General features: G+C 36.1%; 16 protein-coding genes. 12 read left to right on the top strand and 4 right to left on the bottom strand.

Annotation, left to right across the window (positions count from 1 at the left end):
- The first annotated feature begins 247 nt into the window (after positions 1-247).
- The 7 genes from AC4GZ8_RS17735 to AC4GZ8_RS17705 all read left to right on the top strand — a co-directional run bounded on the left by AC4GZ8_RS17735 (position 248) and on the right by AC4GZ8_RS17705 (position 6,871).
- Positions 248-445: a cold-shock protein gene (locus AC4GZ8_RS17735; RefSeq protein WP_026558957.1), complete on the top strand. Its 198-nt coding sequence runs from the start codon at positions 248-250 to the stop codon at positions 443-445.
- A gap of 173 nt (positions 446-618) precedes the next feature.
- Positions 619-1,509 (top strand): peptidylprolyl isomerase, encoded by an 891-nt coding sequence (locus tag AC4GZ8_RS17730; protein ID WP_491083230.1) that lies wholly within the window; start codon positions 619-621, stop codon positions 1,507-1,509.
- A 261-nt stretch (positions 1,510-1,770) separates the two neighbouring features.
- Entirely contained in the window at positions 1,771-2,943 is a 1,173-nt protein-coding gene (gene trpB / locus AC4GZ8_RS17725; RefSeq protein WP_491083229.1) for a tryptophan synthase subunit beta, read from the top strand.
- Positions 2,944-3,114: 171 nt separating this feature from the next.
- A complete protein-coding gene (locus AC4GZ8_RS17720; protein WP_491083228.1) occupies positions 3,115-3,759 on the top strand; it encodes a hypothetical protein in 645 nt (214 codons plus the stop codon).
- Complete coding sequence (locus tag AC4GZ8_RS17715) at positions 3,756-4,415, top strand: response regulator transcription factor (RefSeq protein ID WP_491083227.1); 660 nt, start codon at positions 3,756-3,758, stop codon at positions 4,413-4,415. Before AC4GZ8_RS17720 ends, AC4GZ8_RS17715 begins: the two co-directional genes overlap by 4 nt.
- A gap of 37 nt (positions 4,416-4,452) precedes the next feature.
- Positions 4,453-5,790 carry a PAS domain-containing sensor histidine kinase gene (locus AC4GZ8_RS17710; protein WP_491083226.1) on the top strand — a complete coding sequence of 446 codons (1,338 nt, stop codon included), beginning with the start codon at positions 4,453-4,455 and terminating at the stop codon, positions 5,788-5,790.
- A 361-nt stretch (positions 5,791-6,151) separates the two neighbouring features.
- On the top strand, positions 6,152-6,871 hold the full coding sequence (locus AC4GZ8_RS17705; protein WP_491083225.1) for a Crp/Fnr family transcriptional regulator: 720 nt from the start codon (positions 6,152-6,154) through the stop codon (positions 6,869-6,871).
- 371 nt (positions 6,872-7,242) lie between these two features.
- On the opposite strand, the gene AC4GZ8_RS17700 is transcribed toward AC4GZ8_RS17705, so the two are convergent.
- From AC4GZ8_RS17700 to AC4GZ8_RS17685, 4 genes are all read right to left on the bottom strand, one after another.
- Entirely contained in the window at positions 7,243-8,901 is a 1,659-nt protein-coding gene (locus AC4GZ8_RS17700) for a b(o/a)3-type cytochrome-c oxidase subunit 1 (RefSeq protein ID WP_491083224.1), read from the bottom strand.
- Positions 8,901-9,371 (bottom strand): cytochrome c oxidase subunit II, encoded by a 471-nt coding sequence (locus AC4GZ8_RS17695; RefSeq protein ID WP_491083223.1) that lies wholly within the window; start codon positions 9,369-9,371, stop codon positions 8,901-8,903. Before AC4GZ8_RS17695 ends, AC4GZ8_RS17700 begins: the two co-directional genes overlap by 1 nt.
- A 15-nt stretch (positions 9,372-9,386) precedes the next feature.
- Complete coding sequence (locus AC4GZ8_RS17690) at positions 9,387-9,512, bottom strand: cytochrome C oxidase subunit II (RefSeq protein ID WP_491083222.1); 126 nt, start codon at positions 9,510-9,512, stop codon at positions 9,387-9,389.
- 199 nt (positions 9,513-9,711) lie between these two features.
- The gene (locus AC4GZ8_RS17685) at positions 9,712-10,029 is read right to left on the bottom strand and encodes a winged helix-turn-helix transcriptional regulator (protein ID WP_491083221.1); all 318 of its coding nucleotides are present in this window, start codon (positions 10,027-10,029) and stop codon (positions 9,712-9,714) included.
- A gap of 159 nt (positions 10,030-10,188) precedes the next feature.
- Between AC4GZ8_RS17685 and AC4GZ8_RS17680 the strand changes: the two genes are divergently transcribed.
- The 5 genes from AC4GZ8_RS17680 (at position 10,189) to AC4GZ8_RS17660 (ending at position 14,806) form a co-directional block, all read left to right on the top strand.
- A complete protein-coding gene (locus tag AC4GZ8_RS17680) occupies positions 10,189-11,136 on the top strand; it encodes an aldo/keto reductase family protein (RefSeq protein ID WP_491083220.1) in 948 nt (315 codons plus the stop codon).
- Between the two features lie 12 nt (positions 11,137-11,148).
- Positions 11,149-12,000, top strand: a complete 852-nt coding sequence (locus tag AC4GZ8_RS17675) for an NAD-dependent epimerase/dehydratase family protein (RefSeq protein ID WP_491083219.1) — start codon at positions 11,149-11,151, stop codon at positions 11,998-12,000.
- A gap of 331 nt (positions 12,001-12,331) precedes the next feature.
- Positions 12,332-13,222 carry a 50S ribosomal protein L11 methyltransferase gene (locus AC4GZ8_RS17670; RefSeq protein WP_491083218.1) on the top strand — a complete coding sequence of 297 codons (891 nt, stop codon included), beginning with the start codon at positions 12,332-12,334 and terminating at the stop codon, positions 13,220-13,222.
- A 79-nt stretch (positions 13,223-13,301) separates the two neighbouring features.
- The gene (locus AC4GZ8_RS17665) at positions 13,302-13,796 is read left to right on the top strand and encodes a COG2426 family protein (RefSeq protein WP_491083217.1); all 495 of its coding nucleotides are present in this window, start codon (positions 13,302-13,304) and stop codon (positions 13,794-13,796) included.
- Positions 13,797-13,876: 80 nt separating this feature from the next.
- Positions 13,877-14,806: a manganese-dependent inorganic pyrophosphatase gene (locus AC4GZ8_RS17660; RefSeq protein WP_491083216.1), complete on the top strand. Its 930-nt coding sequence runs from the start codon at positions 13,877-13,879 to the stop codon at positions 14,804-14,806.
- The last annotated feature ends 23 nt before the right edge of the window (positions 14,807-14,829 follow it).

Genomic DNA, 14,829 nt, shown 5'->3' with positions numbered 1-14,829 from the left:
AGTTTCGCATCTGCCGCTTGTAGTTCGTGTAAAAATATGTAGGATATTATCGAACGTTTGTGCATAAAAGGTTATCCAGTTCCTTGATTTAAACAAAATTAAGTGTTAGAATTGAGTTAATTATTTTTGTTCGGATAAGACTGAGAGATGGAAGTAGCTTTAAAAAGTTTTTTCCTCTTGATGAATCGTTGTCTAGCAAGAATAGTAATACAAAGTGGACGTTAGATTCCACACAGGAGGAAAAACAATGCTACAAGGTAAAGTAAAATGGTTTAATTCAGAAAAAGGTTTCGGTTTCATCGAAGTTGAAGGTCAAGACGATGTATTCGTACACTTCTCTGCTATCCAAGGTGATGGTTTCAAAACTTTAGAAGAAGGTCAAACAGTGACTTTCGAAGTAGAACAAGGTGCTCGTGGACCACAAGCTGCTAACGTTCAAAAATAAGGATAATGCTGCATAAGCAGCTCTATAAAAAGACCCCTTTTAGGGGTCTTTTTTATTATTGCCAGAGTAGATTTTTACAATTTCCCATAATTCATACATATTTATCCCATACTTCTTATTTATAGTAATCATTGGAGAAAGAGCTTATCTAAAAACAATTGAGGAGTAATTGGATGATTGAAAAAATATTTGCAAGTAAAAAAACACTAGTTATTTTAGCAATCCTAGCAGTGGTTGCGATTGCTGTTTTTATTTTTCTATCAACTCGAAGTGAGGTTGTCGCTAAGGTTGGAAGTGAATCACTAACAAAGGACGATTTATATACTTTTTTTGTAGAGCAAAATGGTGAAGCGGCCTTAGATACACTTATAACAAAAAACTTAATTAAACAAGAAGTTGAAAAAGAAAATATCACTGTCACAAGTGAGGAAATAGATGCTGAACTCCAGGAGTTGATTGACTCTTATGGCGGAGAAGAAACCTTTGAACAACAGCTGACAGCAAGCGGACTAACACAGGAGGATATAAAGGAAGATATCGAAGTGAATCTTCAAATAGAAAAAATTCTAGAGCCGCAAATTGAGATTACTGAAGAAGAAATGCAAACATATTTTGATGAAAACAAAGATTCTTTTGCTCAAACAAAGCAAGTAAAGGCGAGTCATATCTTAGTCGAAGATGAAAAGACTGCAAAAGAAGTAAAAGAAAAGTTAGATAATGGTGGAGATTTTGCTGAGCTGGCTGAAGAATATTCAACTGATCCGGGGTCTGCTGAATCAGGTGGAGATTTAGGATTCTTCAGTAAGGGAAGTATGGTAGCTGAATTTGAAGAAGCAGCCTTTTCAATGAAAGTTGATGAAATAAGTGACCCAGTGAAAACAGAACATGGTTATCATATTATTAAAGTAACAGATATTCAAGAAGCTGCAGAAGCCAACTTTGATAAAAGCAAAGAAGAAATAAAAGGAATTCTACTAGATGAAAAAATGGCAACCGAATATCCAACATGGTTAGAAGAGAAAAAAGAAGAATATAACGTTAAGAACTATTTAACGAAAGAATAAAAAAGAGTCCATGCGACTCTTTTTTTATCTTTTACTAGGAAATGATAAATTCCATGAATAGTAGTAGTGAATAAGCGCTTTGAAATAAAGTTCCGAAGCACAGGACGTGCAAAGTGCATGTTGCGGTTTTCAACAGCCAGCGCCTAAGTCACTGTGGCGCTTTTGTTCATATCAACAAAAATTCATAAAATCAAAAAGGAAAAATGGTATACTATAAAGAGAAGTCTGAATTTTCTTTTTAAAACAGAGGGGAGTTTAATCATGAATAATCATACTGTAGAAAAAGGCTATTTTGGAGAATTTGGTGGTAGCTTTGTTCCGGAGGATTTAAAGAATGTACTATCAATACTTGATGAAAACTTTGAAAAGTACAAGAATGACCCTGAATTTATAGAAGAATTTCATTACTATATGAAAGAATATATTGGCAGAGAAAATCCGCTAACTTATGCTGAAAATTTAACAAAACAAGCTGGTGGAGCAAAAATATATTTGAAACGTGAAGATTTAAACCATACAGGAGCACATAAAATCAACAATGCAATTGGACAAATATTATTGGCAAAGCGGATGGGAGCAACTAGAATTATTGCAGAAACAGGTGCTGGACAGCATGGTGTAGCCACAGCAACTGCGTGTGCCATTGTCGGTGGAATGGACTGCACGATTTACATGGGAAAATTAGATACAGAAAGACAAGCATTAAATGTATTTCGTATGGAGCTATTAGGTGCAAAGGTAGTTTCCGTTGATAAAGGACAAGGAAGATTAAAAGATGCGGTAGATGAAGCATTAAATGACTTAGTTCAAAACTACGAAAATACTTTTTATCTTTTAGGCTCTGCTGTTGGTCCCCACCCCTTCCCAACAATGGTCAAGCACTTCCAATCGATCATTAGTGAAGAATCGAAAAGACAAATTTTAGAGAAGGAGGGTAAGCTTCCTGCTGCAGTGGTAGCCTGTGCGGGTGGTGGAAGTAATGCGATCGGAGCTTTTGCTCATTATATCAATGAGGAGTCAGTTCGTTTAATTGGAGTGGAACCTGCCGAAGCTCCTTCGTTAACAGAAGGTACACCCGCTATTATTCATGGTTTTAAATGCTTAACATTGCTTGATGAAAATGGAGAACCAAAGCCAACGTATTCGATCGCTGCAGGACTAGATTATCCGGGAATTGGACCAGAACATAGCTATCTAAAAACATCAAACAGAGCTGAGTATGTAACCGTAACAGGGCAGGAAGCATTAGAAGCTTTCCAAGTTTTATCAAAAGTTGAAGGGATAATTCCAGCTCTTGAAAGCTCACATGCAATTGCTTATGCGATGAAGTTGGCACAACAACTTGGAACAGAAGACTCAATCATTGTTAATCTCTCTGGACGTGGTGACAAGGATGTAGAACAGGTTTACAAAATGCTGCAAGATCAAAAATAAATATATTTATAGAAAAGGACTCGATAAAGTTGAGTCCTTTTCTTTTTGCAAAAAGTATCGTGATGTTTGTCACAGAGTTTCAACTCCTGCAACCTTAAAATATGAGTAGGGGATGGCTAAATAAATATGTCTGTCCTTATCTGATCATATGAATAAGGTGAAAACATGACGATGAATAAACAAGAATTGAATGATGCCCATTTGCTCATCCATTATGAGGAAACATTGAAGGAGATTTCAAATCTATTACATGAAGACATTGCACAAAGGATGTATGCTATTTTTAATCATTTACAATATATCCATCAGCGGTTAAGCGATAATCAAGATAGAACAACAAATGAAGAAATGATAAAATTAACAAAAAGTACAATTGAAGATATACGTTTTCTCTCCCAAGATGTGCGCCCATATTTTCAAAAGGGCTTAAATGGTGAACTTGAAAACTTTTTAACGAATTATAGGAAGAAGTTTGGCATTATGACTCAAATTCAAAGCTATGGTGAAAAACAGTTATTACCACAAACCATAGAATTGACGATCTATCGATCTTTTAAAGAAGTACTGAATATGTTGGCAGTTGTTTTCACAGTCAAAAGCTTAGAAGTAACGACAAATTGGGAGCAAATCCTTAAACTAACAATAAACTACCAAATCGAGGAACAATTAGATGAGCGAGCTAAGAGTTATTCTTCGATTCTTCAGGTATTGGAAAAGCAACTCCAGTTAATTGGCGGTTCTATTAAATGGAAAAAAATAAATGTAAGAAATGGTCAAATAAGGATAACCATTCCGTATGTGAGGTGGAAAGATTGACTACATCGATCTTATTAGTTGATGATCATGCTGTTGTTCGAACAGGTCTAAAAATGCTCCTAAATGATATCGAAAACATGGAAGTTGTCGGTGAAGCTTCTGAAGGGGACGAGGCGATACAAAAAGTAGAAGAATTAAAACCTGCCGTTGTGTTAATGGACTTGAGCATGCCGCATGGAAAAGATGGATTAACGGCAACAGTTGAAATAAAAAAAAGATGGCCGGAGGTTCAAATTCTTATTCTTACAATGCATGATGATGAAGAATATTTATTCCGTGTGATACAAGCGGGGGCATCAGGCTGTATCTTGAAAAGTGCTCTTCACAACGAATTGATTCATGCTATCAATGTCGTTGCTGAAGGCTCTGCATATTTATATCCTACTGCTACAAAAAAACTAATGGAAGATTATCTAGTTAAACTTAAAAATGGAGTAAATGAGGACACCTATTCTCAATTATCAGAACGTGAAAAAGAGGTGCTCACATTAATCGCGAAAGGTTTTTCAAACAAGGAGATAGCAGAAAAGCTCGTACTTAGCGTCAAAACTGTAGAAAATCATAAATCGCGAATAATGGAAAAACTAAAACTAAAAACAAGACCGGAGCTTGTAGAATATGCTCTAAAAAAAGGGTTGTTAGGGTATGGAATGTAACTAATAAAGCTCAGGAAAGAAAGGAATATCATGTAAGATGATCCGAAAAGAATCAGAAGCGTTTATCATCATTAATAAGAAAGGATTGATCCATTCTTATAATCAGGCCGCCGAATCACTATTTGGATATAAAAAAGAAGAAGTCATCCACAAGGAAATTTCATTCCTCTTTCCCGAATTGATTGTTCAAGATTTATTTAAAGACACTTCAGATACTTTTGTGGTAGAAGGCGTCTTTAAGGACCATACCTCGGCGATGATTACAATATCGTTTGATTTACTTGAATTATCTAATGAACAACTATGTGTGTTGCATTTAAAAACTGCAAGTAGTGAGGATAAGAATGTTCAAGAAATAAAAGAAGAACTGCAAGCCTCTATTTCAGAGTTAATGGATTTTAAATTTGCATTGGATGAATCATCCATTGTGGCGATCACAGATCAAAAGGGAATCATAACCTATGTAAATGAAACTTTTTGTAAAATATCGAAATATAGCAGGGATGAATTAATAGGTAATAGTCATAAAATTATTAACTCCGGCCATCATCCTCCAGCCTTTTTTAAAGAACTTTGGAATACGATTGGTCAAGGAAAGGTCTGGAAGGGAGAAATTAAAAATCGCGCGAAAGATGGAAGCTTTTATTGGGTGGATACAACGATTGTCCCTTTTTTAAATAAAAAAGGAAAACCATATCAATACTTAGCGATCAGAAATGAAATTACTTCAAGGAAACGGGCAGAAAAAGAACTGCAGCAAATGATGATTAAGCTCATAGGTATTCAAGAAGAGGAACGGAAGAAAATTTCACGAGAGCTACATGATGGAATTGGACAAAACCTATATAGCTTGCTTATTATGATTAATCGTTTGCGATCAAAAGAAAATGAGAAGATCGTTGCCCAAATGGAATCTGAAATCTCAAATATTATTGAGGAAATCAGACAAATTTCATGGCAATTACGTCCATCTATTCTCGATGACCTTGGTCTTATCCCTGCCATTCGCTCTTTTCTTAATAAATTTACGGAGCACTACGGAATAATAACGAAATTTACATACCAGCTGCAAAGAAGATTAGATTCTGAAGTTGAAACCAGTATCTATCGGATTGTCCAGGAAGCGATCACCAATTCGAGAAAATACGCAGAAACAGATGAAATTCACCTTTCCATAATGGAAAAGAAAGATCACTTAGAAGTCGTTATTAAGGATAATGGAGTTGGCTTTGACATAAATGGGAAAAGAAATGGAGTTGGATTATTCAGCATGGAGGAGCGGGCACGTTCCATTCAGGCAGATTTTCAATTGAATTCTTCCCAGCATAAAGGAACGACCATTACAGTTAAAGTACCGTTTAAAAAAGAGCAATAGTCATTGCTCCTTTTTTAATGCTTTCTTCTTAAAGTTTTTTATTTTAAATAAGTTATTTGAACAAAAATAATGTTTAGGTTGATGGGAGCGGAAGGTGCGAGACTTCTGTGGGAGTAGCGGGATAGGTGAGATCCCACAGGCGCTTGCGTCGAGGAAGCTCACTGTCCGCCCCACGGAAAGCGAGCGCCCTGGAGCTCCAATCAACCTTTCGCAGGTACTTATTACATAGCAACAAAGTTTGTGAAAACAGCCTTTTTAAATTAGGGGAAAAACAGAAAGAAATTGAGGGGATTCCCTGATAACTTTTCATCCTTCGTTCCTATACAATAAAGATATGAGTTAGGAGTTAGGAGCGATAACGATGACAATGAATGTTAAAAAGAAAAATCATCTAATAGCAAATACGCATATTTTTTCTATAGAAAGTATCAATCTATTAAAACAACATATGAAAATTGTTAAGGTGCAAAGCGGGGATCATCTTTTTATAGAAGGGGATCGTGTTAATAAGCTATATTTTGTTATTGAAGGAACAATTAATTTATACAAAAGTACGGAAGACGGAAAAATCTTAACGTTAAATTATTATGAAGCAAATGATATGTTTGGCGAGTATCCATCGGATGAAAAAACAAGAGCGATGGAAAGTGCGAGGGTAATGGAAGACGCTGTTGTTGGAACCATTGACATGCATGATATTGAAATCTTCCTGTGGAAATATCGCGATTTTTCAATCGAATTCACGAAATGGGTAAGTTATTCTCAACAATTAACACAAACGAAATTACGTGATCTTATGTTTTTTGGCAAAAACGGTGCATTAGCCTCTGTCATCATTCGCATGATCAATACTTACGGTATTCAAAAGAGTAACAAATGGGAAATTACCAAAAAATTCACCCATGACGAAATGGCATGCTTGATCGGTACACCAAGGGAAACAGTAACCCGTATGTTAAATCAATTAAAAAAAGATGGATTAATTGAATATGAAAAGGGATATATCAATGTCATTGACTTACCAGGATTAAGAAGCATTTGCCGCTGTGAAGATTGCCCTTTACATGTATGTCGATTATAAATGAAAAAACCAAAAGCGTCCTACTAACGCTTTTGGTTTTTTCATTTGTGTGTTTTAGCGTACTTTCCTGCTTTTTAATAAGTATTGCACAAGGTTGTATCGCAGCCCCAGGTACTCGCTTTCCGTGGGGGGCACTTAGCCTCCTCGACGCACGCGTCTGCAGGGTCTTACCTGTCCCTCTGCTCCCACAGGAGTCTCGCACCTTCCTCTTCCATCAACCCAATTAGTTTCTGTTCATTGAACTTGATGAAAACAAGTGTTTTGTTTATATTATCAATTATCATCAACTGTTGTTAGGTCAACGATTAGTGCGGTTAAAATGGTTGTAACGATTAATAATGAAAAGGTAACGGTAAACATATGAATCACTCCTACCAAGTTTTAAATCCAGATGACCCGGGTGGTGAATGATGAATCATTTGGCTTAAAGGAATTGTGTACGCAATCAAAATAAGTGCCAAAGCAATTCCGATCCAAATCCACCAATTTTCCAAGTATTTAGGGGTTTGGGATAGATCGCTCTCTGCCATTGGGAATTCAACTCTTTCCCTATCTGTTATAGCCTTAGGAGAGAAGAAGAGTGTATGAAATACAATATAGATTAAGATCATAGCTGATAAAAAGAGAATAGTGCCGCCAATGGCCATTGTGACATGGTTTGATAGAATTCCATTAAACCACTCTAAAGCAGTAGGATCATCCATATATCCAGAATAAGCTGTACGTCTAGGTGCTCCTAATAAGCCTAAAATATGCTGTGATGTGCTCATAAGGAGCATCCCAATGGACCAAGTGATGACTTGAATAAAAGCTAATTTTTGAATACTCTTTGTTAATTTTCTGCCTGTTAAATATGGAATAAGCCAAAACGTAAGTCCCATAAATGTCATAGCAACAGGTGTACCTACGGTAATATGAAAATGACCAACGACCCAAAGGGTATTATGGACAACTTCATTTAATTGAAAGCTAGCATTGATAATCCCACCGGCACCACCAGGAATAAAGAAGAACATAGCAATAAATATAGACGTAAAGCGAATATCCTTCCATGGCAGCTTGAAGAACCATCCGAATAACCCTGTAGCACCTTTTTGTCTTCCTGCTCGTTCGAATGTTCCGAACATAGAGAAGGCAGTCATTAAAGAAGGAATAATAACCATAAAGGTTAAAACGGTTTGCAAGAACTTCCAAAAACTTGAAATTCCTGGTTCTGTTAATTGATGGTGGAAACCAACAGGAATAGAGAACAAGATAAATAATACAAACGATAAACGTGCTAAAGAATCACTAAATACTTTCCCGCCAATGATTTTTGGCACCACAACATACCAAGCCATATAAGCCGGGAGCAGCCAAAAATAAACAAGTGGATGACCAAAATACCAGAATAGTGAACGGCTTAACTCAACATTAATGGTTTCTGTCCAGCCAAATGCCCATGGAATAAACTGAAACAGAACAGTTGTGACAACCCCTAAACATGCAGTGATCCACAGAATTAGAGTGGCAATCGTCATAAAAGCAAACAATGGGCTTAGCTGTTTTGGATGAAGCTTTTTCCATTTTATATAATGACTTATTAGAGCAAAGCTATAAATCCAAGTCCCAACCACAAAGATGGCAAGCCCGACATAGTACCAACCACTCGCTTGAAGGGGAGCATAAAATGTATAGAGGACTGATGCTCTGCCTCCGACAATTTCAATAACGGCAAGTAAAGTTCCAACTGTTGTGACAAAAAATCCAATCCAAGAAAACAACCGAACTTTTGGTCCTAATGTTCCAAGTGAATAGCTCATACCAGAGATAAGAAAGGCAAAGATAAAATACGTAGTAAAAATAAGTGCAAGTAAAACTCCATGGGCGGTTAAAATTTGATAATAATCAAGCCATGGCGGTAATGTCAGTGCATCATTTCGAATAAATACTTGAAGTAAGCCGCAAAATGTTCCAATGAGAAATGCAAGATAAGCAACAACAATATTTGTGAGAGCTAACTTCCGATCCCCTTTACTAATTTGTTTCATCAGTCAATCACCTCAATGGTTGTTTTCATAAAGTGGTGTCCTGTGCCGCAATATTCATTACAAAGAACTAAATATTGTCCAGTCTTTTCAAACGTATATTCCTTTGTGTTAATTTGACCAGGAACAACCATCATATTGACATTCGTATTGACGATTGAAAAGCTGTGAGTAACGTCTGTACTAGCCACTTTAAAAATGACTTTTTTGCCTTTAGGGATTTTTATTTCCGGAGGGTCATAACCAAATGCTTTCGCTACAATAATCACTTCATAGGTATCTTCATCAATTTGATAAACACCTGGATTGTCAAAAGGAGCGGTTTGCTCTACTTTATCTGGATCAATCGTCTCCATTCCGCCTGAAGGATGATGATTAAAAGCGAATGCTGTCACACCAATGATGCTTAAAAATAGAACTAAAGAAATAATTCCAAATCCTAACCAAATTTTTTCGAATTTATGAATATGCATGATCATACCCCCTAATTAACGTGAAAGATAAAAGAAATAAACACTAAACCACATGACTAAAATAAGAAATCCAATTGAAAAAACACTAATCAATGTGCCTTTTAGCTCAGTGTGATCTTCATGCTTGATTTTTTTGCCCATTACTTGTTCCCCCTTATGTTTGAATATAGGATAAGAGTAACGGAATCGGATTGGATTAGATGTGATAAAAGTCACAAAAATATACGGAGGATATTTGAAATTAGAAGATTGAAATAGGTTTTAATGATCATAAAAAAGAGAACGTCCATAAGTAGACGTTCTCTTTAATTAATTGTTTATAGAAGGAGTTGGGCAGAATTTACCCCCACTGTGCTCCCCATTTTTTCATTTCTTTTATCATGCTATGAAGGGAATGACCTTTTTCGGTTAAAGTATATTCGACTGTAACAGGTACTGTTGCGAAAGTTTGTCTTGTTAAGACCTGATGACTTTCTAAGTGGCGAAGAGTATCTGTTAGTGCCTTTGGACTAATGTTCGGAATGGCTCTCTGTAATTCTCCAAAACGTTTTGTACCATCAAAAAGCTGTTTAATGACAAGAAAAGACCATTTTCCACCAATAATATTTAGTGCTTTTTCAATCGAACATTCGATATGTAATTTGTTTGCTTTTTCCATAGTATCCCCCTTGTAGTTACTATAAAAAGTATAGTAGATTACTTGTTTTTAATTATATCAAGAAAATTTCAGTACTTGTACACAATTTTCGAAATATTTATAATATACAAATGTAAACGATTTCTAAATTTGATGATTTTACAAAGGGGATGTGTTGAATTGAAATATAGACGTTTAGGAAGATCAGGGCTTAAAGTTAGTGAAGTTAGTTTAGGAAGCTGGCTTACATATGGGGCTTCAACTGAAAAGGAAAAAGCGATCAAAACAATTGAAACTGCGTATGATTTGGGAATTAATTCCTTTGATACAGCAAATGTTTATGCAACAGGGGAATCCGAAAAGGTGGTGGGAGAAGCATTAAGTCAATATCGTCGTGATTCCTATGTATTAGCAACAAAGGTATTTTGGCCAATGGGGGAAGGACCAAATGATCGAGGTCTGTCAAGAAAGCATGTTTTTGAGCAACTCCATGCCAGCTTAAAAAGGTTAAATACTGACTATGTCGATATTTATTACTGCCACCGTTATGATCCGGAAACACCTGTTGAGGAAACATTAAGAACAATCGATGACTTAGTACGCCAAGGGAAAATTCTATATGCGGGTGTAAGTGAATGGACAGCACAACAAATTCAAGAAGCGATTGGAACAGCTGATAAGTACTTATTGGATCGCATTGTTGTTAACCAGCCAAATTATAATATGTTCCATCGTTATATTGAAGATGAAGTCCTTCCGGTTAGTGAGCAGCATGGGATTAGCCAGATTGTTTTCTCACCGCTAGCACAAGGTGTATTAACAGGGAAATATAGTTTAAGCAATCGTGCTCCAGAAGGAAGTCGTGCAACAGATCCGAATTCTAACATGTATATGAATCAATTTTTAACAGATGAAGTGTTAATAAAGGTTGAAAAATTAGGCGGGATAGCGAAGGAATTAGATATTAGTCTTTCACAATTAGCTATAGCATGGATTCTTCGATTGCCAGGAATCGCAAGTACCTTAGTTGGTGCCACTAAGCCGGAGCAAATCATAGAAAATGCAAAAGGCTCTGAAGTGATATTATCAAATGATGTTCTTTCACAAATCGAAGAAATTTTAAAATAAGGATGTGAATACATGAAAAAAGTCGTTGTAACAGGTGGAAGTGGACTGCTTGGAACTTCAGTTATTAAGGAATTTCTTGATAACGGGTATGAAGTAGTGAATGCAGATATCAAGCATCCAATTGACCCTATTTGTAAAACTATTATTACAGATTTACAAAATTTAGGGGAAGTATATGGAGTGTTGGCTGGAGCAGATGCTGTTGTTCATTTAGCTGCCATTCCTGTCGCTTACTCACATCCAAACGAAGTAACGTTCAAAAACAATGTAATGTCTACTTATAATTTGTTAGAAGCAGCAGGAACATTAGGGATAAAAAAGGCGGTTATTTCCTCAAGTGAGTCTTCATATGGTTTGGTGTTTCCAATAAAAGAGCTATCACCACTATATGTTCCGCTAGATGAAGATCATCCTCAGCTACCAGAGGATAGCTATGGGTTATCAAAAATTGTAAACGAACAAACAGCAGACATGATTCATCGGAGAACAGGGATCCAAGTTGTATCGATGCGACTCGGGAATATTATTGCACCGCATATGTATGATAACTTTTCTAGTTTTATTCATGACCCTGAACAACGTAAGGTCATTATGTGGAGTTATATTGATGCAAGAGATGCGGCAGTCGCTTACAGGCTTGCAGTTGAAACAAACGGGCTAGGTTCTGTAGCCCTAAATATAGCTGCAGATGAAACGAGCATGGATATCGAGAGTCAACACTTGATGGAAACGGTATATCCTGATACAGAAATTCGAAGGCCATTGGAAGGCTATGAAACATTGCTTTCGAATGAAAAGGCAAAGAAACTATTAAATTGGCAGCCAAAGCATAGGTGGCGAGACTATGTAAAGGTTGAAAAATAGAGATCAAATGATGTGGGCCTAGCAGAAAATTGCTAGGCCTTTTTTGGTTGAACATTTGCTCAAAAAATGTCGAATGATAGATTATTGGTTAAAGTTGATAGATTTAACTTTAAAGTTGAAAGATTATTGGTTAAAGTTGATAGATTTAACTTTAAAGTTGAAAGATTATTGGTTAAATGTTTGATAGATTCCACTCTCGTCCAAATATGTAACCCATATATGCTGAAAAATTCCTTAAAAACAATTTGCTATCCTCTTTCATTGTATATTAAACTGTGTATGGACAATTTGTAGTGATAAAATCACACTACATGAAGAGAGGAATCGATGAATGCTACACGAATTTTCAATAAACGTACCGTATAAAGAAATACATGAAGTGACAGATTTACTTAATGCTGCTGGTATTTATAACTTATACTATGAATCACCTATTGAAATCATTAAGGTGCAAAATGGTTATGGATATGAGGAGAAAGAAGATCAACTTGTCGAGCTGAAAATTTATGCAAGCGATCAGGAAGTAGATCATCTACCTGAAGCATACTACCCGCTATTAGAAGCAACTCTTTCGATATCCAAAGACGATATAAGATATAAAACATATGATGAAACAAATTGGGAGCAATCCTATGAATTTGAGGACATTGATTTAGGAAATGGCTGGGTCATTAAGTACCCAAACTCCGAAAAGCAATATGAGGATAAACGTGTACTGAAATTTGATCCGCTCGCAGCCTTTGGTACAGGTTTACATGAAACAACACAAGGTTGCTTGCGAATGATTCTTAATAAAGACCTTACGGGAAAAACAGTTCTGGATCTTGGAACAGGCTCAGGTATGCTAGCAATTGCGGCGTCATTAAAAGGAGCAGAGAAAGTTGTCGCAGTTGATTATGAAGAGGTCGAAGGTGAACTTTATCATAATGCTGAGCTAAATAACTTAACTAACGATCTTCAGGTTGTACAAGCAGATCTAATTACTGGAGATTACAAAATCAATGAAAAATATGATTTGATTTTAATTAATATTGGTGCAAACGAAACGATGAGTATTATTGAAAGACACAATCTTTTCAACTACAGCGATGATTTCTTCATCTCAGGATTAGTAGAATGGCATATAGATGATTTAATCAATAAATTTGTTCAAGATGGTTTTTCTATTAACGAAAAGTCACAAACAAATGAATGGATATCAATCCATTTTACACGTAAATAAGTATGAGCAGAGCTCTTTTCATAGTTGGATTTATGTAATAGAATAAATACTCGAATAAAAAGAGTTTAGAGGTGTGTTTGTGAAAGAAAAATTAAAAGAGTCACTTGTGCAAAGTCTTAGTTTCCTACCACCAGAGCTTGTGGTGATTATTGTATCAGCATTACCAATTTTGGAATTAAGAGGCGGTTTACCGTTAGCGTATCTGCATTATAGTTTTTCGTTAGGAAAGTCGTCACTATTAAGTATTTTTGGTAATTTATTGCCAATCATTCCGGTGCTGTTTCTATTTCAGCCTGTAAGCAACTGGTTAATGAGGCTCAAACCATATAAACGAATGTATGACTGGCTATACCAACGTACATTAAAGAAAAGTTCGAATGTTGAGAAGTATGGGGCAGTGGGATTAATGCTGTTTACAGCATTACCTTTACCAACAACGGGTGCTTATAGTGCTTGTGTAGCTGCAATCATATTTGGCATTCGCTTTCGATATGCATTTCTTTCAATTGCAGCAGGGGTATTAGTTGCCGCTATAATTGTAAGTGCAGGATTAGCATCATTTTCCCTTTTTTAATTTTTTCATAAATCCTAGTTAAATAAACCATAGTAATTATGATATGATAGAGTATATTTCAATGTGTAAAGGAGTTAATTATGGAAAAAGTACTTGTTTTTGGTCACAAAAATCCTGATACAGATACAATCTGTTCTGCGATCGCGTATGCTGAATTAAAAAATAAAATCGGTCAAAATGCTGAACCTGTTCGTTTAGGTGAAGTGAGTGGTGAAACTCAGTATGCACTTGATTTCTTCAAAAAAGATGCACCACGTTTAGTAGAAAAAGTAGCAGGCGAAGCTAGCGGTGTTATTTTAGTTGACCATAATGAACGTCAACAAAGTGCTGACGATATCGATCAGGTTCGTGTACTTGAGGTAATCGACCATCACCGTATTGCAAATTTTGAAACAAGTGATCCTTTGTACTACCGTGCTGAGCCGGTAGGATGTACAGCGACGATTCTTAACAAGCTATACAAAGAACACGGAGTAGAAATTGAAAAAGAAACAGCTGGATTAATGCTTTCAGCTATTATCTCTGATTCATTACTATTCAAATCTCCTACATGCACTCAAGAAGACATCGATGCAGCAGAAGAATTAGCAAAAATCGCAGGTGTTGATGCTAATTCTTACGGTTTAGATATGCTAAAAGCTGGGGCTGATTTAAGTGATAAATCAGTTGAGCAATTAATTTCATTGGATGCAAAAGAATTCCAAATGGGTTCCAGCAAAGTTGAAATTGCTCAAGTTAATGCTGTTGATACAAACGATGTTCTTGTACATAAAGCTGAGATTGAAGCAGCTCTGAACAACGTTGTTTCCGAAAAAGGCTTGGATCTGTTCTTATTTGTTGTAACTGATATCTTAACAAATGATTCAGTAGCTGTAGCAATCGGTCAACAAGCAAGTAAAGTTGAGCAAGCATTCAATGTTACTCTTGATAACAATCAAGCAACATTAAAAGGTGTTGTATCTCGTAAAAAACAAATTGTTCCTGTTTTAACAGAAGCATTCACTAAGTAATAATAGGCCACATTCCAATGCTC

This window comes from Metabacillus sp. RB-C-LZQ-3-1 (assembly GCF_058315175.1).
The sequence above is the reverse complement of the archived record's forward strand: the minus strand, read 5'-3'. Positions and strand labels throughout refer to the sequence as shown.

Coding starts and splice junctions, on each gene's coding strand:
- AC4GZ8_RS17670 (WP_491083218.1), top strand. CDS start 12,332: ATGCTACACGAATTTTCAATAAACGTACCGTATAAAGAAATACATGAA.
- AC4GZ8_RS17720 (WP_491083228.1), top strand. CDS start 3,115: ATGAATAAACAAGAATTGAATGATGCCCATTTGCTCATCCATTATGAG.
- AC4GZ8_RS17685 (WP_491083221.1), bottom strand. CDS start 10,029: ATGGAAAAAGCAAACAAATTACATATCGAATGTTCGATTGAAAAAGCA.
- trpB (WP_491083229.1), top strand. CDS start 1,771: ATGAATAATCATACTGTAGAAAAAGGCTATTTTGGAGAATTTGGTGGT.
- AC4GZ8_RS17700 (WP_491083224.1), bottom strand. CDS start 8,901: ATGAAACAAATTAGTAAAGGGGATCGGAAGTTAGCTCTCACAAATATT.
- AC4GZ8_RS17705 (WP_491083225.1), top strand. CDS start 6,152: ATGACAATGAATGTTAAAAAGAAAAATCATCTAATAGCAAATACGCAT.
- AC4GZ8_RS17730 (WP_491083230.1), top strand. CDS start 619: ATGATTGAAAAAATATTTGCAAGTAAAAAAACACTAGTTATTTTAGCA.
- AC4GZ8_RS17675 (WP_491083219.1), top strand. CDS start 11,149: ATGAAAAAAGTCGTTGTAACAGGTGGAAGTGGACTGCTTGGAACTTCA.
- AC4GZ8_RS17660 (WP_491083216.1), top strand. CDS start 13,877: ATGGAAAAAGTACTTGTTTTTGGTCACAAAAATCCTGATACAGATACA.
- AC4GZ8_RS17710 (WP_491083226.1), top strand. CDS start 4,453: ATGATCCGAAAAGAATCAGAAGCGTTTATCATCATTAATAAGAAAGGA.
- AC4GZ8_RS17695 (WP_491083223.1), bottom strand. CDS start 9,371: ATGCATATTCATAAATTCGAAAAAATTTGGTTAGGATTTGGAATTATT.
- AC4GZ8_RS17690 (WP_491083222.1), bottom strand. CDS start 9,512: ATGGGCAAAAAAATCAAGCATGAAGATCACACTGAGCTAAAAGGCACA.
- AC4GZ8_RS17735 (WP_026558957.1), top strand. CDS start 248: ATGCTACAAGGTAAAGTAAAATGGTTTAATTCAGAAAAAGGTTTCGGT.